The sequence below is a fragment of the Kitasatospora sp. NPDC088346 genome (assembly GCF_044740765.1).
GTDB lineage: Bacteria > Actinomycetota > Actinomycetes > Streptomycetales > Streptomycetaceae > Kitasatospora.
In genome coordinates this window covers 57,518-76,874 of the sequence record NZ_JBIURH010000033.1, presented here as the reverse complement: position 1 = coordinate 76,874, position 19,357 = coordinate 57,518, and the positions used below count along the sequence as shown (strand labels likewise).

Sequence of the window (19,357 nt, the reverse complement as noted above, 5' to 3'; positions counted from 1 at the left end):
ACCTGGCACCTCACCCCCGCCAGCGCATAACCAGAAGGGGCCGCCCGGCCCGCAGCCAGACAGCCCCTCAGCAAGATCTTCACGAGCCTTCTAGGTGCGGTCGCGGGCCGTCAGCCGGCCGCGCACGGCGGCGTGCACCTCGGCCTCCTCGGCCGGATCCGCCGCCAGGCGGCGCAGCCGCTCCAGGACGCGGACGTCGCCGGTGGTGGTGACGTGGCGGGCGGCCAGCTCGCGGGTGGTCTCCTCGCAGTCCCAGAGGCACTCGACGGCGGGGCCCTCACCGAAGTGCGGGTCGATCACGGCGAGCGCGCGGGCCGCGCGGCCGCGCAGCTCCGAGGAGGCGGCCTCGCCGTAGACGTGGCGCAGGGCGGGGACGGCTCCGGCGGCGGCCAGCCGCCCCGCACCGTCGACCAGTGACGCCAGGCCGGTACCGGTGACCCCGCGGACGGAGATCCAGCGCCGCAGCGCGGCCACCACCAGCGGGCCGTCCGCGCTCTCGCCGGCGTCGGCGAGCAGCTGGCAGGCGGCCTCGCCGAGGGCGCTGTCGGCGCCGCCGCCGGCCGGGTCCGCCCAGCGGCGGGCGTGGTTCAGCGCCTCGGGGCCGCGCATCCGGCCGAGCACCTCCAGGGCGGCGGCGACGACGCGCTCGTCCACGTCGGCGGTGGCGGCCTCGATCAGTTCGGCGGCGGCCGGATCCCGTTGCTCGACCAGGTGGCGCAGGACGGCCGTCCGGGCACCGGGGCCCCCGGTCCTGGCGGCTTCCAGCAGGGCCGGGCGGTCCTCGGGCCGGACGACGGCGGTGAGGCAGCGGGCCGCGGCGGCGGCACGGCGGGCGGGCGCCCCGGGGTCGGCGGCGGCCGGGTCGGTCTGGTCTGCCCAGGCGAGCACGTCGGCGGTGCTCCAGCCGGGGGTGACCACGGAGCGGCCGAGCTGGCGCTGCCACAGGTCGAAGGGGGACTGCTCGCTCGCGGCGGCGATCCGCGGGTGGTGGGCGGCCCACAACCGCCAGGGGCGCGGCTCGTACGCGGCTCTGACGGCGGCGCGCAGTTCGGCGTCGCCCTCCGGGCCCTCGGGGAAGCGGCGCAGCACGGCGGGGGCGAGCCGGAGCAGGGCCTGGTCGTCGTCGCGCAGGGCGAGCTCGTCGAGCGCCCACGCCCAGTTGGAGCCGACGGCGGCGTAGCCGCGCAGCAGGTCCAGGGCGTCGCGGCGGCCGTAGGCGGCGAGGTGGCCGAGGACGGCGAGGGCGAGCCCGGTGCGGGCGTCGTCCTGGTCGATGCCGTCCTCGACGGAGTGCAGGTGCAGCTCGACGCCGGTGAGCGGCGCCTCCAGCTCCATGTAGAGGCGGGCGTAGTAGAGGGAGCGGTTCTCGATCTGCCAGTCGGCGCGGGGGTCCTCGGTGACGCACTGCTCCAGGGCGGCGATCGCCTCGTCGCGGTCGGCGGCCAGGGCATGCAGTTGCCCGTCACCGCGGCCTCGCTGGAGGAGGCCGAGGAGGCTGGCACTGGGCGCTATCACTGGCTCGAACATGAGGTCAGCATCCGTTGCGGCGGTCGTCGAGGCAACGGGATTTCCGTCGCCGGGGTCGGTTTGGTCCTGCTCAGGCGCCCGGGCGCCGGAATCACCGAAGGCTACCGCCTGGGGGGCATCCGCGCACACAGGGCGAGAGGACCCGGCCGACCCGGTGCCCGCGCACCGGATCCGCATATGTCCGGCGGGATCCGCCGGACGAACCGCGCGAAGCCCTCACAAGCCGGACGGGCCCGCGGCGGGCCCACCCCCGCCGTCCCGGTCACCGGCCGTGCCGGCGCGCGGACGCTTCGCATCGGAACCAACCGGGTGCCCGACACCCCCGACACCCCGGGTGCCCGCGCCGGGCCGGCCCCGGCGGCCGGCCCCGGCCGGCCGCTGTCGGCCCGGCCGACGGCCTCAGACCGCGAGCCGCTTGCCCGGCAGGGCCGCCGTGATCTCCTCGCGCAGCTCGGCCACGGCCGGCAGTCCCCGGTAGCGGCCGGCCAGCCGGTACATCTCGCGCATCCGGTCCCAGGTGCGCAGCGACGAGGTCTGGTTGATCGCCGCGAGTGCGAGCTTGGCCTGCACCTGGGCCGCGTCCGGCTCGCCGGAGATCCAGTAGACCGAGGCCAGGGTGATCCGGTCCAGCAGCGCCGAGCGCTCGCGGCCCGTGCCGGCCCGCAGCTCGATGGCCTGCCGGGCGTGGTGCTCGGCCAGCCGGGCGGCGCCGGGGTCGTGCTCGGCGAGGGTGCGGTAGACCAGCGCCTGCATGCCGCGCAGCTCGGCCTCGTTGAACAGCTGCATCCAGCTCGGCGGGGCCTCCGTCGGCTCCTGGACGAACAGCTCCTCGGCCTCGCCGAGCACCTGTCGGGTGGCCTCGGAGCGGCCGAGTGAGGCCTGCGCCCAGGCCTCGACGGTGTGCAGCATGGCGCGGGTGCGGGGCTGCGCCCGCTCCCCCGCGCTGGCCCGGGCCAGCTGCATCAGCTCCAGGGCGTCGTCGGCGCGGCCGAGATGGAGCATCTGGCGGGCGGCGCGGGAGATCGCCTCGCCGGCCCGGGGACGGTCGTCGGCCTCCTTGGCGGCCTGTGCGGCGATCACGAAGTAGCGCTGGGCGGTGGGCTCCAGGCCGACGTCGTGGGACATCCAGCCGGCCAGGACGGCGAGGTTGGCGGCGACCGTCCAGAGTCTGCGTTCCAGCGCGGGCTGGTGGCGGTGGGTCAGCAGGCCGCCGACCTCGTTCAGCTGGCCGACCACGGCCTTGCGCTGGAGGCCGCCGCCGCGGGAGGCGTCCCAGGCGCGGAACACCTCGACCGAGCGTTCGAGGGCGGTGACCTCGTCGGCGCCGACCGGCCCCGCGTCGTAGACGTCGACGACCGGCCGCGGGCCGCCCTGGGTGATGACCTGCCGGGGGCCGGGCCGGTCGGCCGCGTACGCCACGTCGCCGCCGGTTAGCCAGTCGTGGAGGTTGTCGGCGATGACGGTGCCGGCGGCGAGCGCGGCTCCCGCGCCCACCAGACCGCGTCGGTTCAGCATGAGGTCCATTCCCGTGAACTCGGTGAGGACCGCAGCCGTCCGATCCGGCTCCCAGGCTTGTTCCGACGCGGACGCAGCGACCGAGCCCGCCCTGGTGGGCCGGTGTCGTTCCAGACCGAGGTCCTCAGTGGTGACGACACGGCCGAGCCGCTCCGTGAACACGGCCGCCAGCACCCTCGGCACCGGATCGCGGGGGATCTCCCCCTGCTCGATCCAGCGCCGCACCCGCGAGGTGTCGGTGGACAGTTGCTGCTGCCCCATCGCCGCACCGCGTCGGTTGACCAGCCTGGCCAGCTCGCCCTTGGACCATCCGGTCAGGGCGAAGAGGTCGGCGAGTCGGCTGTTCGGGCCCTTGCTCACGTGAAGCCCCCAGGTTCCTCGGCTGGCTTCGACAGTAATGGCACTGTCATGTGCCACGCGACCATTCGCCAGGCTTCGCCAGGGTCCGCCAGATGGTGTACCAGTGCTGATCGGGTGTCAGGTAGGAGTGCGCCACCTCGACCTCGGTCGGGCGGGCCCGGAATCCGGGTCCGACGTGCTCCTACGGCCCGTCAGCGGGCCGGTGGGGGCATCCTCCGCGGGGGTGGCGCGGCCGGGTGGCGCGGGGGCGTCGGGCACGGCACGGCTGTTCGGGGTCGACCGCACTTCCCCAGGGTGCGGAAGACCGTCGGGCACGCCGGCTCCGCGCCCGACGCCCGCACTCCACCCCGGCCGGCCCCCGGCGGAACCAGGAAGCCGCCGGGACGTCCAGTCGCCCTCGGCCAGGAAGGGACCCTCACCCGCCCATGTACTCCTCCGCCAGTACCGGCGCCCGCCCGTCGAATCCCACCACCCTCGACGGCGGCGCTGCGCGCTACACCAACGGCCAGACCCGCACCGGCCTGCGGCCGCCCACCGCCACCGGCGGCCGCCCGGCCCCGCGCGGCGGGGAGCTGCGCGACCCCCGGGCGCTCGGCGCCCGCACCGCGCTGGCGACCCGCCCGGCCGAGCCCGCCGGCCACCGTGCCGCCGCCGGGCGGCTGTTGAACTCCCGCACCCCCGAGGGCTTCGTGGACCGGGTCGATCCGGCCGCGCTGCAGACGCCCGCCGTCCGGGCCGCGCTCGCCAACATCTCGCGGATATGCCCCGCCTTCCTCCCCCGCCAGGTGCTCCGGGAGGGCAGCCGCCACATCCTCATCGCGGGCACCATCGGCCGGGCGCCCGTGGTCGCCAAGTGCCTGTCTCCGCAGGCCGTCCGGGGCCCGCAGAGCGAGCAGCTGGTGGAGCGCTTCCACCACGAGATCGCGGTCTACCGGGCGTTCGTGCGGCACCGCCCGCCGGTCCGGCTGCCCCGGCTGGTCGCCGCCGACCAGGACCGCTGCGTCCTGGTCCTGGAGCGCGTGCCCGGCCGCCCGGCGGCCCGCGAGCGGCACCCGGTGAACGCGCCCACCCCGGGCGAGGTCCGCGCCGTGCTCGGCGCCGTCCGCACGCTCAACCTGTGGCGCCCCCCGACGGACGTCTTCGGCAAGCCGCTGGACTACCAGCTGGAGGTGGCCAGGTACCACTCGGTCGGCCAGCTCACCGACCGGGACGCGGGCGACCTGCGGCAGTTGCTGCACGGCCTGGTGCACACCCCGTGGCAGCTCTGCCACGGCGACGCACTGCTCGGCAACCTGCTGCTCGCGCCCTCCGGCCCGGTGCTGCTGGACTGGGAGGAGGCCGGCTGGTACCTGCCCGGGTACGACCTGGCGGTGCTGTGGAGCGTCCTCTCCGGGGACAGCGCGGCCCGGCGGCAGATCAGCCAGCTGGCGCAGTCCGGCGGCACGCTGGCCCGGGACGCCTTCCTGGTGAACCTCGTGCTGGTGCTGATGAGGGAGATCCGGCTGCACGACGTACCGGGCGCCGGCGAGGAGCAGCGGATCATGATCCGCCGGCTGTACGACGACGCGGCGCTGGCCCGCCGTGCCGTCCGGGCGGCGGTGGGCACCCGGTAGGCGTCCCCCGGGTCCGGCGGGCCGGGCGCGCCGCCTCAGGTCCGGCGGGCCGCCCGGTCCAGGACGGCGCGGCCGGTGGCCTCCAGGACGACCTCGTCCGCGGGGAAGTGCGTCCGCCCGCTCAGCACGTCCCGCAGGTAGCGTTCCAGTGGGTGGCGACGGCTCAGCCCCGGGTTCCCGGTGAGCGCGACCGCCTGCTGGACGGCCCCCGTCACGGCCCGGTTGACGAGCAGGTGGGCCGCCCCCGTCCGGGCGGCCGCACCGGCGTCGCCGCGGTCGACGCCGGCCGCCAGGCCGTTCACCAGCTCCTCGGCGCCGATCAGGGCCGTCTCGATCTCGCCGAGCGCGGTGCGGTAGCGGGGCAGGGTGGCCAGCGGTTCGGTGAGGTTGGCCGGGGTGCGCTGCTGGAGGAACCGGACCAGCCACTCCTGGGCCGCCCGCGCCACCCCGAGGTGGACGGCGCACAGGGCCAGGTCGTGCCAGGCCCGGGTGGTCTCGGCGGCCGCCTGCTCGACCGGTCCGGCGGCACCGGGCACGGCCAGCCGCAGCGCGCCCTCGGGCCCGACCCGGACGGAGTCCAGGACCACGTCGTGGCCGGCGCTGGCCCGCAGGCCGAGCTGGTCCCACGTGGGGTCGATCTCGACGCCTTCACTGTCCCCGCGCACCAGGAAGGTGCCCACCCGGGGCACCGGTTCCTCGGTCCTGGCCCAGACCGCCATCCAGGCCAGCGCCTCGGCGCCGGTGCAGTCGGCCTTCCGCCCCGTCAGCAGCCAGGCCTCGCCGTCCCAGCGGGCGACGGTCGCGGGCAGGGCTCCGGCCCCCTCGGGCTCTGCGCGCAGGGCGTGCACCAGCGCGGGGCCGCGCCGGGACTCGGTGAGCAGCCGGCGGTAGCCGGCCGCGGGCCAGGCGCCCGTCCTGGCCTGCTCCGCGTGCTGGAGCAGGGTGAAGGCGGTGAGCACCGCCACCGAGGCGTCACCGCGGCCGAGTTGGGCCAGGACCCGGACGGTGTCGGCGAGCGTCCCGCCCGCCCCGCCGTACTTCCGGCCCACCGTCAGGGTGAGCAGTCCGGCCTCGTGCACGGCCTCGATGCCCTGGTACGGGAAGGTGCCGTCGCGGTCGTGCTCCTCGGCCCGGGCGGCCAGCAGGTCGACGACCCGGGGCAGGCGGGCGAGCGCATCGGTGACGGCGGTCCGGTCCTCGACGGCGGAGCCGGCGGTCTGGGTCATGAGCGGGTGCCTCCGGGCGGCAGCGTGGGATGCGGCATGGTGCGGGTGGCACGCGGACGGGCGTGCGCCGACGGAATGCGGCACCCCGGGCGCCGGGGCGGAGGAGGAGCGGCCGGGCGGCCGACCGGGTGCCACCGGCGGAGCGTTCGGCTCCGCCTCAGTGGCCCGGACACGACGCGCCGGCGGTGCGCTGCAGGTCGAGGTGCCTGCGGCGGGTCAGCAACGGGAGACGACGTGACATGGTCGTGACTGTACGAATGGCTGATCGATACCGTCAAGCGAGGTGGGACGGCCCCGGATGCCCGGATCAGCCCTGCTTGAACATGTCCGCGGGCAGCGGCTTGAGCAGCTGGTAGAGGTCGTCCGAGACCGGCCGGTCCCAGGAGGCGATGGTCACCTGGACGCCGTCGCTGCGCCCGAACTGGGAGCAGAACACCCGCTCCTCGGAGACCTTGACCTTCTTGACGATCAGCAGGTCGTCGCCGAGCAGCACCGGGAAGTCCTCGGCCGAGACCAGCTCGACCGGCTCCTCGTGCTCCAGCGCGGCCAGCAGCTGCCGCACCTCGAAGGGGACGCCGTCCTCGGACTCCCGGGCCGGGGAGCCCTCGGGCAGGTTGCCGATGAACATCGCCGGGCCTCTGCCGCCGAGCAGGTCGTACCGGAGGAAGATCCCCTGGCAGGAGCCGTCCGTGCCGGTCATCATCATGGCCCCGAAGTGGCCGGGCCAGTCGCCCGGATCCATCGCGAGCACGTCGAAGTCCGGGCCGGCGGGAGAGCCGGAGCGACGGCGGAGAAATGACATGACACCATCGTACGTGTCCGCTACCGGCCGCCCTGCGCCCGGGGGCCGATCAGGCGGAGATCTACGCTCAGGGACCAATGTTGACTCTGAGCAACCGTCCGGGCTACGTTCGGTTCAGCACGACAGCCGCTGTGGGCTCGGCCCACCGGGGGGCGGCTTGTCCCAGCGCGCCTTTTTCCGCGTCTCATCGCTGTGCACATCGTCGTGCGGACCAGTTGTTCGACCAGCTCGACTCCGACCGGCCCAGTGGTGCCGCCCGGGACACCGTCCCGGGGGACACCGAGAGAAAACTACACAGACCAGGTTCGCGGGGCCCCGGCCTGTCGCATCCGCGGACCTTGCCCGGGACACCGCCGCGTGGGGGCGTGCGGATCCCGGGCCAGGCACCGACTTCCGAGTAGCTCTCGGCGGGCGGGGCCGTCCTCCCGGCGACTGCCGGCCCTCTGGTGGGGCCGGGACCGGCACCGCACCTCGGTGCGGTCAGGGGATCACCACGGGAGGGGTTCGTCATCGGCGCCGATGACGGGCAACACAGCGGGCGCCGTGCCATTACCGCGTGGGGGCGGTGGGCACGGCGTCTGCCTGCTCTTACTGTGATCCGATGCTTGTCGAACAGTCAACAAGTACCGGTCCATCAGAATTCATTTGTGACCTCATCGGGCCCCGGACCGACACCAAAGGTTCAGCGGGGCGCACCCGGCGGCACCCCGGGGCCCGCGCAGTGCCGCGGAACCCCGGGGTGTGCGCCGGCGCTCGGGCCGGGTCGGCCGGCTCGGGCGAGGCCGCTCAGGTGAGGTCGAACTCGCCGTCGCGGGCGCCGAGGACGAAGGCCCGCCACTCCGCCGGGGTGAAGACGAGCGCCGGACCGTCCGGGTCCCGGCTGTCCCGCATCGCGATGTAGCCCTCGACGAAGGCGATCTGGACCTCCCCGGTCTCCGGGGCGGCCCCCTGACTGCTGGACAGCCACTCGGCCCCGGTCAGATCCAGCTCCGGCTTGCCCGCCGGCAGGACCTCCGTGCCACCGTTCTCGACACTCGTACTCATGCCGTGCTCCTCCCGATCCGTCCGAAGGCCCACCCTAGCCAGGCCGGGGCGGACCGGCGGCGGATCGGCCGGACTTCCTCCCCGGGGCGGGCATTGAGCGGTGATCCGCCCCCGTCCCGGAGCGCCGCTGTGCTATGCGCCGGCTCGGCGAGCTTCAGCCCGCCGGGCCCGGGCGGCTGCGAGAGTGGTGGTCCGGGCCGGCCGCGGGCCCGGCCCGGGTCGAGGACCGGTCGGGGGCCGACCGGCCCCCGTCCCCCGTCCGAACGCCGTACCCGAAGCCACCCCCCAAGGGAGCCTGTGATGGATCGCCGGGACGCCGTGAGCGCCGATGTCATCCCGATCTCCGACGCCCCGTCCGCGCCCCCGCCGTCGGCGCCGTCCGCCGCGGTCGACCCCAGGACCGCCACGGTGCCGCGTCCGAGCCGGCCCACCGGGCTGGGGCGGGTCGGCGTGGTGCTGGTCTCGCACAGCCAGGAACTGGCGCTCGCCGTCCGCGCGCTGGCGCTGTCGATGGTCGACGGTGCGGACCCCGCACCGGTCGCGGCCACCGGCGGCAGCCTCGCGGACGGCCCGGGCAGCAGTGCCGTGCTGATCGCGGCCGCGGCCCGCCGGGTGGACCAGGGGCACGGGGTCGCCGTGCTGTGCGACCTGGAGACCGCGGTCAGCACCGTGCTGGCGCTGCTCTCGGAGGCGGACGAGCACGGGCTGCCGTTCCCGGTCCGCTTCGCCGACGCGCCGTTCGTGGAGGGAGCGGTGGCCGCGGTGGTCACCGCCACCGCCGGCGGGGACCTCGCGGCGGTCCTGGACGCCGCCGAGGAGACCTTCCGCCAGCACAAGGTCTGAGGCAGAACGGGCATTTGAGGAGCGATCGGCCACGCGGCGGACGGTGCGCCGCTAGCATCGGGTCAGTGCGCGGGGCGGGGAGGTTCCGTGCTCGATTTGGGGGGAGTCCCAGCGATGCGTGTGGTCGTGACCGGCGGTGCGGGTTTCATCGGCGCCAACCTCGCACGGGCCCTGCTGGCCCGCCCCGAGGTGACCGAGGTCCGGGTCGTGGACAACTTCGTCACCGGCCGGAAGTCCAACCTGGAGGGGGTCGACGTGACCCTCTTCGAAGGCACCATCCTCGACCGCGAGCTGCTGGACACCGCCTTCACCGGTGCCGACGCCGTGGTGCACCTGGCCGCGCTGCCCTCCGTGCCGCGCTCGGTGGCCGACCCGCTGGCCAGCCACCACGCCAACGCCACCGGCACCCTGGAGGTCCTGGAGGCGGCCCGCCGGGCCGGCGGCCTGTACGTGGCGGCGGCCTCCTCGTCCTCGGTCTACGGCGCCAACCGGGAGCTGCCCAAGCGCGAGACCATGCGCACCGCCCCGATGAGCCCGTACGCGGTCAGCAAGCTGGCCACCGAGGCGTACCTGGGGGCCTTCCACCACTGCTACGGCCTGGGTGTGCTGCCGCTGCGCTTCTTCAACGTCTTCGGCCCGCTGCAGCCCGCCGGGCACGCGTACGCCGCCGTGGTGCCCGCCTTCCTGGACGCCGCGCTGGCCGGGCGCCCGGTGACGGTGCACGGGGACGGCGGCCAGAGCCGGGACTTCACCTACGTCGGCACGGTCACCCGGGTGATCACCGAGGCGGTGCTGCGCCGGGTGGTCCACCCGGACCCGGTCAACCTGGCCTTCGGCACCCGGACCACCCTGCTGGAGCTGATCGGCGAGCTGGGCTCGGTGCTCGGCGCCGAGGTGGCGGCCGAGCACGTCGACCCGCGCGCCGGCGACGTGCGCGACTCGCAGGCGGACAACGCGCGGCTGCGCGAGCTCTTCCCCGAGGTGGTGCCGGTGCCGCTGCGGGAGGGGCTGGAGCGCACCGCCGCCTGGTTCCGGACGCTCTGACGAACGGCCCGGCGCCCGGTCCGGCGCCCGGTCAGGCCGGCGGTCCCGCGTAGCCGAAGACGGTCTCGCCCGTGAAGTCGAGGGCGAGACCGATCCGCCGGGTGGTGTACTCGTCGAGCTCCGGCAGGGCGTCCCGGGCGAACCACGCGACCGCCAGCGACTCGTCGTCGTTGACCCGGGCCTCGCCGGAGAGGTACCGGCAGCGGAAGGTCAGGTCCAGGTACTGGCAGCGGTCGCCGTTCGGGTACTCGATCATCGGCGACACCGACACCATGGTCAGCCGCTCCGGCTCGACCAGCACGCCGGTCTCCTCCAGACACTCCCGCACCACCCCGTCCGCGGGATCCTCGCCCGGGTCGAGGATCCCGCCGACCAGGGCCCACCGGCCGTCGTCGGCCCGGCGGCCGAGCAGGACCCGTCCGGCGTCGTCCAGGACGACGGCCGCGACGCCGGGGAGCCAGAGCGGGCGGGTGCCGACGAGGGTGCGGAGTTCGGCGAGAAACGCGGGGATGGCCATGGCCACCGACCCTATCCCGCCCGGCCCCGGCCGCGCGGCATCGGACGGGCCGGCGAACCGATCACCACGTCGCCGGGCGCCACGTCCCGGGTCACCACGGCCGCCGCGCCGACGAAGGCCGCCCGGCCGATCGTCCGGCCCTGGAGCACCACCGCGTTGCTGCCGACCGTGGTGTCGTCCTCCAGCAGCACCGAACCGGAGACGTTGCCGCCCGGATAGACCGTCACCCGCTCGCCCAGGACGCTGTCGTGGCCCACCGTCGCGTTGTAGTGCACCTGGCTGTGCGCGCCGAGCCGGACACCGCTGGAGACGTACGCGCCGCCCATCACCAGGCAGCCGGGCCCCAGTCCGGTCTCCGGTGCGATCAGCGCCCGGGGGTGGACCAGGGTGGCGGGGACGCCGCCGAGGCCGTCCAGCAGCCCGGCCAGGCGGTGGCGGACGGCCGGATCGGCGATCCCGATCAGGTAGCGGGCCCCGGCGGGCAGTTCGGCGGGCGCCAGGACCGGCAGGCCCCGGACGGCCGTCCCGCGGGCCCGGTCGTCCAGGAACCCGGCCACCGGCACCCCGGCGGCCAGCGCCGTGTCCAGCGCCTCCCGGCCGACCCCGCCGGCCCCGGCGATCCACAACGGCTCGGGGGTCTGCTCACTCAACGGTTCCTCCGGGGCGTACAGGGCGTGCGGCAAGGGGCGGGGCCGGTGCCCGCGGGTGCGGGCACCGGCCCCGGTGGGACGGTCGAACGCGGTCAGGACGCTTCCTCGACCGCCCGGACGGGCTGGGTGGCGAGCCGGGGCGCGGTGGCCTGCCGGGGCAGGACGACGCGCTGGACCGGCAGCTCGGTCGGGGCCGGGAACCCGGGGTTGACGCCCCCGGCGGCGGTGATCCCCTGCGGGCGCAGCAGGAGCTTGACCGTGCGGGCGAGGATCTTCAGGTCGAGCAGCAGCGAGCGGTTGGCGATGTACCAGAGGTCGAGGTCGATCCGCTCCGGCCAGCTGATCGAGTTGCGGCCGCTGACCTGGGCCCAGCCGGTGAGGCCGGGACGGACGGCGAGCCGGCCGCGCTGGCGCGGCGAGTAGTGGACGACCTGCTCGGGCAGGGTCGGCCGGGGGCCGATGATGCCCATGTCGCCGCGTGCGACGTTCCACAGCTGCGGCAGCTCGTCCAGACTGGTCTTGCGGAGCAGGGCGCCGATCCGGGTGATCCGGGGGGCGTCCTCCTCCTCGGCGAAACGTTTGTCCCGCATGGTGCGGAACTTGAGGATCCGGAACTCCCTCCCGTCCCGCCCGGTCCGGGTCTGACGGAAGATCACCGGGCCGCCCATGGTGCAGCGGATCAGCAGTGCGATCACCAGGCCGAGCGGGACCGCGACGGCCCCGGCCAGTGAGGCGACGGCGAGGTCCCCCACCCGCCGCACTCCTCCCCCAACAGGCATGAATCCCCCAACGTGTGTGGTGCGACGGGTGTGCGGCTCAGCCGACCGACCAGGGCAGTCCGCGTGTCCTGGCCACGGCCGCGTAGGTCTCCAGGGAGACCCGGGCGACCGCCCGCTGGTCGAACTGGTCCAGGGCGCGGCGACGGGCCGCCGCGCCCAGCTGCTCGCGCAGGGCCGGCTCGGTGAGGAGCCGGTCCAGCGCTGTGGTGAGGGCCCCGGCGTCGCCGGGTGGTGCGAGCAGCAGGTGCTCGCCGTCGGTGCCGATCTCCCGGCACCCGCGGATGTCGCTGAGCACCATCGGCAGACCGCTGGCGGCGGCCTCCATGGCGGAGCGGGAGAACCCCTCCCGGTAGGAGGGGAGTACGAAGACGTCCAGGGCGGCGTAGAGCTCGGGCATGTCGCCGCGGCTGCCCAGGAAGTCGATGCCGCCGTCGGGGCCGCTGCCGGCGCCCAGCGCGTCCGGCTTGTCCGGGTCCTCCGGGCCGATCCAGACGAACCGGGCCTTGCCGGCCAGCGCGCGGGCGCTCTCGGCGTACTCGCGGATGCCCTTCTCGGCGACCCGGCGGCCGACACCGCCGACCAGCAGCTCGCCGTCCTCGACGCCGAGTTCGGCGCGGATCCGGGCGCGGTCGGCGGGGCCGGCGGTGAACCGCGAGAGGTCGACGCCGTTGCCGACCACCCGGGAGCGCCGGCCGGGCACGGCCCGGGCCAGGGTCGAGCGGTCCTCGCCGTTCTGGTACAGCTCGGCGTGCGAGAAGCGGGCCGCGAAGGCCTCCGCGCCGAGCACGAACGCCCGCTTGGCGAGCGGGTCGTGGGCCTGCGCCCAGAGTCCGTGGCAGGTGTTGACCACCACCGGCACCCGCGCCGCCCGGCCCAGCACCCGGCCGAGCACGCCGGTCTTGGGGTTGTGGGTGTGCAGCACGTCCGGCCGGATCCGGCGCAGCACCGCCAGCAGCTCCCGGCCGGCCGCCGCGTCGGCCCGCGGCTCCCAGGCCCGGGTCAGCGCGTGCAGCGGTTCGTGCCGGACGCCGATGGCCTCCAGCTGCGGCACGTACGGGCCGGGGGCGCTGATGCCGTAGGTCTCGAAGCCGGCCTCCAGGTCGACCTTGAGCTCGGTGGCCAGCAGCAGTTGGAGGCTCATGTCGACGGTGGTCAGGTGGGCGACCCGCAGCGGCCGGCCGCCGGGGCCGCGCAGGCGGGGGGCGGGGGTCTCAGGCACGGGCGCCCACCGCCTTCGCGGTGGCGACGATCCGGGCGTAGGCGCGCTCGGGGATCAGCCGGCCGTGGAGCTTGGCCCGGAAGAAGTCGATCGGGTCCGTCCGACGGACCGGGACCCGGCAGAACCGGGCCGGGTCGAACCCGGGCAGGTTGCGGCCGACCTGGCCGGTGGCGGCCGTCCGGAACCGGGCCCGCAGGGCGGTCTCCATGTGCGGGACGGTGACGCCCCAGGTGTACGCGAAGTGCCGCGGCCGGGTGCCCAGGTGCTGTTCGACGTCGTCGTTGCAGGAGTCCAGCTCGTCCGTGGTGAGCAGCTCCGGGCAGGCGTGGGTGCGGGTGTGGTTGGCGACGGTGCACAGGCCCGAGCCGACCATCTCCGCCAGCTGCTCCCAGCTGAGGCCCCGGCCGCTCTCGCCCTTCGCGGTGGAGCCCTCCCAGCGCATCTCGCCGCCGACCTGGCCGCTGGTCAGGTAGACGGTGAAGGGCAGGGACCGCTCCTTGAGGAGCGGCCACGCGTTCTCGTACACGTCGGCGAAACCGTCGTCGAAGGTGAGGACCGTGCCGGGGGTGCGGCGGCCGGCGTCGAGGCGGTCGGCGGCCTCGTCCAAGGAGATCACCCGGCCGGGCGGCAGCTCGGCGAGCAGGTCGGCCTGGGCGGCGAAGTCGGCCGTGGTGACGTCGAGTTCGTCCCTGGTGCCACCGCCGATCCGGTGGTAGATGAGGACCGTGGCGCCCTCTCCGGGGACGCGGCCGGCGGCGCGGGCGAGCTGCTGCTTGACCTGCGCCCTGATGCCTGAGGCTGCCGCGGGCGCCGCGGTGGTGCTCATCGTTCCCCCCTCTGCGGCACCCTCCCCGGTGCCGGCAAGCGGACTCTCGCCCGGCCACAGCAGTCGCTGGAACCGGCGGGACCCACAGTAGGGGGAAATATGGGGCTGCTGCCCGGGAAATGTGAAAGAAGGGGGTAGGTGGGCCGAAAATCAGCCGGTCCGACCGGTCATGTCCGGATCTCGGACCACGGCGGACACCCCGTCCGCACGGGCTATCAGAGTGCGGCGCCGCGGTGCGGGCGGAGTCGGGTGAAGAACACCCGGCCGAGCATCAGCAGGCCGGCCGCAAGGCAGCCCGCCACGGCCATGACCCAGGCCGGCCCCTCGGTGTCGGGGACCACCACGGCCACCAGGATCCCGAACACGACGCAGGCCGCGCCGGCCAGCACCAGGAGCACCTGGTGATGGCGGTGCTGTCGGTGCGCCCGGGGGGTGGCCGGACGGTGACTTCGAGTGTCTGCCATACCTTCCACGGTAACCCGACCCGGCTCCGGTGGCACAGCATCCGGGTACGCCCGCCGTGCGCCCCCCGGGACGTGGACGAGCGCCCCGCGAAAAGTCGCCGTCCGCCGTACAACCATCCTTGGGTGTCGACGGTCTCCACTACATTGAGCGATCCAGGAGCCGTCCGTGGCATGGGTTGGGAGTCCCCGCCGCGGACCGGATCACCCGGGGGCGGAGCCGCCGTGCCCGGGGTCGGAGGCCGGGCTCCGCCTTCCGACGGTACCGCCACGCCGCACCGGCGACCGAGGGGGGAACCGTGCCGCACTCCGAGACCACGACCATCAGCCCAGCACCGCCCGCCGTTCCCGTCGTGCCGCCCGCGCCGGCGGACGCCCGGGGCAGCTGGCTCAGGTTCTCACCGGCCCAGCCGCTGTTCCGGGCCCGGGCCGCCCAGCGGCTGGCCGTGCTCGCGTACCACGGAGTGACCGACCCCCGGTCCTTCGGCGCCCAGCTGGACCGGCTGCGCCGGCTCGCCACGCCGGTCTCGCTGGCCGCCGTGGAACAGGCGGTGGCCCAGGGCCGCCCACTGCCGCCGCGCAGCGTGCTGATCACCTTCGACGACACCGACCGGACCGTCCTGACCCACGCCCTGCCGGCGCTGGCCGCCCGGCGGATCCCGGCCGCCGCCTTCGTGATCGCCGAGCTGATCGGCACCGACCAGCCGTTCTGGTGGCACGAGGCGGCCTTCCTCGCGCGCAACGGCGGCCGGGCCCGGCTGGTGCCCACCGGCCGGCCCGCCGAGCTGCTGGCGCGCCTGAAGGCCCTGCCCGACCCGGACCGCCGGCGCAGCCTGCACGAGCTGCGGGTCAGCGCCCACCGCCGCCCGCCGCGGCAGGAGCAGCTCTGCCCGGAGGACCTGCGGGCGCTGCGGGCCGGCGGCGTGGCGATCGGCAACCACACCCTGGGGCACCCCTCGCTCGGCCGCTGCGACGACGCGACCGTGCACTCCGAGATCGCCGGGGCGCACCTGGCGCTGGACAAGTGGCTCGGCGAGCCGCCGACGGCCTTCGCCTACCCCGACGGCGGGTACGACCCGCGGGCGGACGCGGCCCTGCGCCAGCTCGGCTACCGGCTCGGCTTCCTCTCGGACCACCGGCTCGGCCCGCGGCTGCCCGCGCACCCGCTGCGGATCAGCCGGCTCCAGGTCGACTCGACCACCAGCACCCGGCGCTTCGACACCATCCTGTCGGGGCTGGAGCCGGCCCTGCAGCGCTGGCGCGGCGCGGCGGTGTAGCCGGGCCGCACCGCGCGGGCCGGGCCCCGCGGCCGGGCGGCCCGGAGCTCAGTGCTCCAGGAGCCGGGCCCGCAGGGCGGCCACCACCTCGGGCCCGACCCCCAGCCGGTCCGCGACGTAGGCCGCCGCCGAACCGTGGGCGGCGGCCAGGTCGGCGAGGAAGTAGCGCATGATCTCGGCGGGGGCGGTGCCGTAGCCCGGCCAGCTGAGCGTCCGGCCGGGGTTGCGGGCGTGCCAGTCGGCGACGAACCGGTCGGTGGCCAGCGCGGTGAGCGCGAAGTCGGCGACGATCTGCTCCTCGTCCACCCCGAGCAGCGAGAGCACCAGCGCGGCGACGATCCCGGTGCGGTCCTTGCCCGCGGCGCAGTGGAAGACCAGCGGCCCGTCGGCCGCGGCGACGATCCGGATCACCTCGGCGAGCTCGACCGTGCCGTCCTCGGCCACCTCGCCGAACCTGTCGGCGAGGAATCGGCCGGTCTCGATCTCCGGCCCGAGGGCCGCCTGGTCGTACGGCCGGTGCTCGATGCTCAGGTTGTGGTAGGCCAGGCCCGGGGCGTCCGGGACGCGGCCGGCCCGCTCGATCTCCCACGGGTAGCGCAGGTCGATCACGGTGCCCACGCCGAGGGCCTCGAACCGCTTGAGGTCCTCCCCGGCGAGCTTGCCCAGCGAGTCGGAGCGGTACAGCAGCCGCCAGCGGACCCGGCCGCCGTCGGCGGTGCGGTAGCCGCCCAGGTCGCGGAAGTTGTGCAGGAGTTCGAAATCCAGGTGTCGTTCGGTCACGACCCGGATCCTAGGGTGACGGTCCTTCAGGCGGTAGGGACGGGTGCCCCGATCAGCCGGCCCTCGCGGTAGTGGGCCGCCGCCTCCGGGAGCGCCTCCGGCCGGCCGCTGCGCAGGACGGTGAGACCGCCGCCGCCCCGGACGGCGGCCCGGTCGCCGATCCGGCGCAGCGCCTGGGCGGCGACCGCGTCGGCGGAACCGTGGAAGGTGAGACCGGCGGCGGCCGTGGGGGCCACGGCGGCGCGGATGACGTCCTCGACCAGCTCGTAGTGGGTGCAGCCGAGCACGATCACGGCGGTGCCGTGCGGGGTGCGGGCGGCGGCGTCCGCGACCGCCGCGGCGATCGCGGTGTCGTCGCCGCGCTCCACCGCGTCGGCCAGGCCGGGGCAGGCCACCTCGGTGACCCGGGCGGCGCCCGCGAACTCGGCGATCAGGGCACGCTGGTACGGGCTGCCGGTGGTGGCCGGGGTGGCCCAGATCGCGACCGGGCCGCCGGTCGCGGCGGCGGGCTTGATCGCGGGAACGGTGCCGATCACGGGCAGGCCGGGCTCCAGCTCGGCCCGCAGCCGCTCCAGGCCGTGCACGGAGGCGGTGTTGCAGGCGACCACCAGGGCGTCCGGGCGGTGGGCGGCGGCGGCCCGGGCGCAGGCGAGCGCGTGCTCGGCGATGTCGGCCGGGGTGCGCGGGCCCCAGGGCATGCCGTCGGGGTCGTTGGAGAGCACGAGGTCCGCGTCGGGGCGCAGCCGGCGCAGGGCCGCCGCGGCCGGGAGCAGTCCGATTCCGGAGTCCACCAGTGCGATCTTCACGAGGCACGACTCTACTTGACCGGGCCGCACGGCCCGGAGTGCGGGAGACTGCCGGGGTGACGGTGCTGCGGTGGGTCCCGGTGGTGTCCCTGCTGGCCTGGGTCTGGCTGACCTGCTGCCACGGCCTGTTCTGGCGGACCGACCGGCGGCTGCCCCCGCGCCGTCCGGAGCCGTCCGGGCCGGCGCGGCGGTGGCCGTCGGTGGCGGTGGTGGTGCCGGCCCGGGACGAGGCCGAGGTGCTGCCGGTCAGCCTGCCGAGCCTGCTGGCGCAGCGGTACCCGGGCGAGGTCCGGGTGATCCTGGTGGACGACCACAGCTCGGACGGCACCGGGGCACTGGCCCGCGGGCTGGCGGCGGGCGGGTGGCCGCTCACGGTCACCACCCCTCCCCCGCTGCCGGACGGCTGGACGGGAAAGCTCTGGGCGCTGCGGCACGGCGTCCGACTGGCCGGCCCGGTGGAGTACCTGCTGCTCACCGACGCCGACATCGCGCACCGGCCCGGGTCGCTGGCGGCGCTGGTCGGGGCGGCCGAGCAGGAGGGCCTCGACCTGGTGTCGCAGATGGCCCGGCTGCGGGTGGTCACCCGGTGGGAGCGGCTGATCGTGCCGGCCTTCGTGTACTTCTTCGCGCAGCTGTACCCGTTCCGGTGGAGCAACCGGCCCGGCGCCCGGACGGCGGCCGCGGCGGGCGGCTGCTCGCTGGTGCGCCGCGACGCGCTGGAGCGGGCCGGCGGGGTGGCGGCGATCCGCGGCGCGGTGATCGACGACGTCTCGCTGGCCCGGGCGGTGAAGCGCAGCGGTGGCCGGATCTGGCTGGGGCTGGCGGACCGGGTGGACAGCGTCCGCCCCTACCCGCGGCTGGGTCAGCTGTGGCGGATGGTGTCGCGCAGCGCGTACGCGCAGTTGCGGCACTCTCCGGCGCTGCTGGTCGGCACGGTGCTCGGGCTGGCGCTGGTCTACCTGGTGCCGCCGGTGGCGACCGCGGCCGGGCTGCTCGGCGGGCGGCCGGCGGTCGCGGCCGCGGGCGCGGCGGCCTGGGCCCTGATGGCCGGGACGTTCGCCCCGATGCTGCGCTACTACCGGCTGCCGGTGGCGGGTGCGGTGCTGCTGCCGTTCACCGCGCTGCTGTACCTGCTGATGACGGTGGACTCGGCGGTGCAGCACTGGCGCGGGCGGGGCGCGGCGTGGAAGGGCCGGACCTACCCGCGGCCGCAGGAGGGCTGAGCGGAACGGGCCGGAGGGCCGAGCGGGGCCGGGTGCGCGGGCGGGCGCAAATGCCGGGCGGGCCCGCCGCGCAGCGGCCATCATGGCCGGATGGAACGTCACCTGATCTCCCGGATCGCCCACCGCCACCACCCGATCGCCGCCCCGCTCTTCGACGAGTCCGTGGAGCGGCTGCTGACGCGGGCACTGCCCGAGCGGGCCGAACGGCTGCTGGACCTCGGCTGCGGCGAGGGGGCCTGGCTGCTGCGCGCGCTCGCCACCCGGCCGTCGCTGCGGGCCGTCGGCGTGGACCTCGACGCCGACGGCCTGGTCAGGGCCCGCGAGGCCGCGGAGCGGCTGGGGCTGACCCGGCGGATCGGCCTGCACCACCAGGACGCCCGGGAGTTCGAGGCGAAGGAGCCGTTCGACGCGGTGCTCTGCATCGGCTCCACGCACGCCTTCGGCGGGCTGTCGCAGACGCTGGCCGCCGTCCGCCCGCTGCTCGCCCCGGGTGGCGTGGCGGTGGTCGGCGAGGGGTACTGGCAACGGGAGCCCGACCCGCTGTCGCTGGAGATCTTCGGCGACGGCCTGACGGATCTGAGCGGCACCGTGGCCGGGGTGACGGCGGACGGCTGGACACCGGTGTACGGGCACGCCAGCAGCACGGCCGAGCTGGACGACTACGAGTTCTCCTGGACCGGCTCGCTCGCCGAGTGGGCGCTGGACCACCCGCAGGACCCGGGCAGCGCGGACGCGCTCCGGGTGGCCGCCGAGCACCGGGACGAGTGGCTCGACGGCTACCGGGGCGTGTTCGGCTTCGTCACGCTGGTGCTGCGCCGCTCGGCGGCCTGAGGCGGCTGCGGCGG

The 19,357-nt window shown here is 75.6% G+C and carries 20 protein-coding genes; 6 read left to right on the top strand and 14 right to left on the bottom strand.

From position 1 onward, the window contains the following. Positions 1-90: 90 nt before the first annotated feature. Positions 91-1,527, bottom strand: a complete 1,437-nt coding sequence (locus ACIOFR_RS30730; RefSeq protein WP_401002500.1) for a HEAT repeat domain-containing protein — start codon at positions 1,525-1,527, stop codon at positions 91-93. Between the two features lie 399 nt (positions 1,528-1,926). Then, on the bottom strand, positions 1,927-3,402 hold the full coding sequence (locus tag ACIOFR_RS30725; protein WP_401002499.1) for a hypothetical protein: 1,476 nt from the start codon (positions 3,400-3,402) through the stop codon (positions 1,927-1,929). Positions 3,403-3,827: 425 nt separating this feature from the next. Between ACIOFR_RS30725 and ACIOFR_RS30720 the strand changes: the two genes are divergently transcribed. Further along, positions 3,828-5,015 carry an aminoglycoside phosphotransferase family protein gene (locus tag ACIOFR_RS30720; RefSeq protein WP_401002498.1) on the top strand — a complete coding sequence of 396 codons (1,188 nt, stop codon included), beginning with the start codon at positions 3,828-3,830 and terminating at the stop codon, positions 5,013-5,015. Positions 5,016-5,050: 35 nt separating this feature from the next. Here the strand turns inward: ACIOFR_RS30720 and ACIOFR_RS30715 are convergent, their stop codons facing one another. The 4 genes from ACIOFR_RS30715 to ACIOFR_RS30700 all read right to left on the bottom strand — a co-directional run bounded on the left by ACIOFR_RS30715 (position 5,051) and on the right by ACIOFR_RS30700 (position 8,087). Beyond that, complete coding sequence (locus ACIOFR_RS30715) at positions 5,051-6,241, bottom strand: acyl-CoA dehydrogenase family protein (RefSeq protein WP_401002497.1); 1,191 nt, start codon at positions 6,239-6,241, stop codon at positions 5,051-5,053. 157 nt (positions 6,242-6,398) lie between these two features. Further along, complete coding sequence (locus ACIOFR_RS30710) at positions 6,399-6,482, bottom strand: putative leader peptide (protein ID WP_401002504.1); 84 nt, start codon at positions 6,480-6,482, stop codon at positions 6,399-6,401. Between the two features lie 66 nt (positions 6,483-6,548). Continuing rightward, positions 6,549-7,043: a hypothetical protein gene (locus tag ACIOFR_RS30705; RefSeq protein ID WP_401002496.1), complete on the bottom strand. Its 495-nt coding sequence runs from the start codon at positions 7,041-7,043 to the stop codon at positions 6,549-6,551. Positions 7,044-7,829: 786 nt separating this feature from the next. Further along, on the bottom strand, positions 7,830-8,087 hold the full coding sequence (locus ACIOFR_RS30700; RefSeq protein ID WP_401002495.1) for a DUF397 domain-containing protein: 258 nt from the start codon (positions 8,085-8,087) through the stop codon (positions 7,830-7,832). Positions 8,088-8,522: 435 nt separating this feature from the next. Here ACIOFR_RS30700 and ACIOFR_RS30695 point away from each other — a divergent pair, with 435 nt between their 5' ends. Further along, a complete protein-coding gene (locus ACIOFR_RS30695) occupies positions 8,523-8,930 on the top strand; it encodes a PTS-dependent dihydroxyacetone kinase phosphotransferase subunit DhaM (RefSeq protein ID WP_401002503.1) in 408 nt (135 codons plus the stop codon). Positions 8,931-9,044: 114 nt separating this feature from the next. Beyond that, positions 9,045-9,974, top strand: coding sequence for an NAD-dependent epimerase/dehydratase family protein (locus ACIOFR_RS30690; protein ID WP_401002494.1), 930 nt, complete (start codon positions 9,045-9,047; stop codon positions 9,972-9,974). Between the two features lie 31 nt (positions 9,975-10,005). Here ACIOFR_RS30690 and ACIOFR_RS30685 read toward each other — a convergent pair whose 3' ends face one another. The 6 genes from ACIOFR_RS30685 to ACIOFR_RS30660 form a co-directional block, all read right to left on the bottom strand. Then, entirely contained in the window at positions 10,006-10,491 is a 486-nt protein-coding gene (locus tag ACIOFR_RS30685; RefSeq protein WP_401002493.1) for an NUDIX hydrolase, read from the bottom strand. Between the two features lie 11 nt (positions 10,492-10,502). Further along, a complete protein-coding gene (locus tag ACIOFR_RS30680; protein ID WP_401002492.1) occupies positions 10,503-11,141 on the bottom strand; it encodes a NeuD/PglB/VioB family sugar acetyltransferase in 639 nt (212 codons plus the stop codon). Positions 11,142-11,233: 92 nt separating this feature from the next. Next, positions 11,234-11,893, bottom strand: a complete 660-nt coding sequence (locus ACIOFR_RS30675; protein ID WP_401002491.1) for a sugar transferase — start codon at positions 11,891-11,893, stop codon at positions 11,234-11,236. Positions 11,894-11,957: 64 nt separating this feature from the next. Beyond that, the gene (locus ACIOFR_RS30670) at positions 11,958-13,139 is read right to left on the bottom strand and encodes a glycosyltransferase family 4 protein (RefSeq protein WP_401002490.1); all 1,182 of its coding nucleotides are present in this window, start codon (positions 13,137-13,139) and stop codon (positions 11,958-11,960) included. Then, positions 13,132-13,965: a polysaccharide deacetylase family protein gene (locus tag ACIOFR_RS30665; protein ID WP_401002489.1), complete on the bottom strand. Its 834-nt coding sequence runs from the start codon at positions 13,963-13,965 to the stop codon at positions 13,132-13,134. The genes ACIOFR_RS30670 and ACIOFR_RS30665 overlap by 8 nt, the downstream gene beginning before the upstream one ends. Before the next feature lie 215 nt (positions 13,966-14,180). After that, positions 14,181-14,429: a hypothetical protein gene (locus ACIOFR_RS30660; RefSeq protein WP_401002488.1), complete on the bottom strand. Its 249-nt coding sequence runs from the start codon at positions 14,427-14,429 to the stop codon at positions 14,181-14,183. Between the two features lie 296 nt (positions 14,430-14,725). Between ACIOFR_RS30660 and ACIOFR_RS30655 the strand changes: the two genes are divergently transcribed. Further along, on the top strand, positions 14,726-15,703 hold the full coding sequence (locus ACIOFR_RS30655) for a polysaccharide deacetylase family protein (RefSeq protein WP_401002487.1): 978 nt from the start codon (positions 14,726-14,728) through the stop codon (positions 15,701-15,703). A 48-nt stretch (positions 15,704-15,751) separates the two neighbouring features. Here the strand turns inward: ACIOFR_RS30655 and ACIOFR_RS30650 are convergent, their stop codons facing one another. Together ACIOFR_RS30650 and ACIOFR_RS30645 are read right to left on the bottom strand one after the other, a co-directional pair. Then, complete coding sequence (locus tag ACIOFR_RS30650; RefSeq protein ID WP_401002486.1) at positions 15,752-16,483, bottom strand: tyrosine-protein phosphatase; 732 nt, start codon at positions 16,481-16,483, stop codon at positions 15,752-15,754. Between the two features lie 26 nt (positions 16,484-16,509). Beyond that, the gene (locus ACIOFR_RS30645; protein WP_401002485.1) at positions 16,510-17,289 is read right to left on the bottom strand and encodes a glutamate racemase; all 780 of its coding nucleotides are present in this window, start codon (positions 17,287-17,289) and stop codon (positions 16,510-16,512) included. Positions 17,290-17,345: 56 nt separating this feature from the next. On the opposite strand from ACIOFR_RS30645, the gene ACIOFR_RS30640 reads away from it, so the two are divergent. Then, positions 17,346-18,512 carry a glycosyltransferase gene (locus ACIOFR_RS30640; RefSeq protein ID WP_401002484.1) on the top strand — a complete coding sequence of 389 codons (1,167 nt, stop codon included), beginning with the start codon at positions 17,346-17,348 and terminating at the stop codon, positions 18,510-18,512. A gap of 90 nt (positions 18,513-18,602) precedes the next feature. Next, the gene (locus tag ACIOFR_RS30635) at positions 18,603-19,343 is read left to right on the top strand and encodes an SAM-dependent methyltransferase (protein WP_401002483.1); all 741 of its coding nucleotides are present in this window, start codon (positions 18,603-18,605) and stop codon (positions 19,341-19,343) included. Positions 19,344-19,357: the final 14 nt, after the last annotated feature.

Excerpts from the sequence above, each read along its gene's own strand:
- ACIOFR_RS30730 (WP_401002500.1), bottom strand. The coding sequence starts at position 1,527 with ATGTTCGAGCCAGTGATAGCGCCCAGTGCCAGCCTCCTCGGCCTCCTC.
- ACIOFR_RS30720 (WP_401002498.1), top strand. The coding sequence starts at position 3,828 with ATGTACTCCTCCGCCAGTACCGGCGCCCGCCCGTCGAATCCCACCACC.
- ACIOFR_RS30715 (WP_401002497.1), bottom strand. The coding sequence starts at position 6,241 with ATGACCCAGACCGCCGGCTCCGCCGTCGAGGACCGGACCGCCGTCACC.
- ACIOFR_RS30710 (WP_401002504.1), bottom strand. The coding sequence starts at position 6,482 with ATGTCACGTCGTCTCCCGTTGCTGACCCGCCGCAGGCACCTCGACCTG.
- ACIOFR_RS30705 (WP_401002496.1), bottom strand. The coding sequence starts at position 7,043 with ATGTCATTTCTCCGCCGTCGCTCCGGCTCTCCCGCCGGCCCGGACTTC.
- ACIOFR_RS30700 (WP_401002495.1), bottom strand. The coding sequence starts at position 8,087 with ATGAGTACGAGTGTCGAGAACGGTGGCACGGAGGTCCTGCCGGCGGGC.
- ACIOFR_RS30690 (WP_401002494.1), top strand. The coding sequence starts at position 9,045 with ATGCGTGTGGTCGTGACCGGCGGTGCGGGTTTCATCGGCGCCAACCTC.
- ACIOFR_RS30685 (WP_401002493.1), bottom strand. The coding sequence starts at position 10,491 with ATGGCCATCCCCGCGTTTCTCGCCGAACTCCGCACCCTCGTCGGCACC.
- ACIOFR_RS30665 (WP_401002489.1), bottom strand. The coding sequence starts at position 13,965 with ATGAGCACCACCGCGGCGCCCGCGGCAGCCTCAGGCATCAGGGCGCAG.
- ACIOFR_RS30660 (WP_401002488.1), bottom strand. The coding sequence starts at position 14,429 with ATGGCAGACACTCGAAGTCACCGTCCGGCCACCCCCCGGGCGCACCGA.
- ACIOFR_RS30635 (WP_401002483.1), top strand. The coding sequence starts at position 18,603 with ATGGAACGTCACCTGATCTCCCGGATCGCCCACCGCCACCACCCGATC.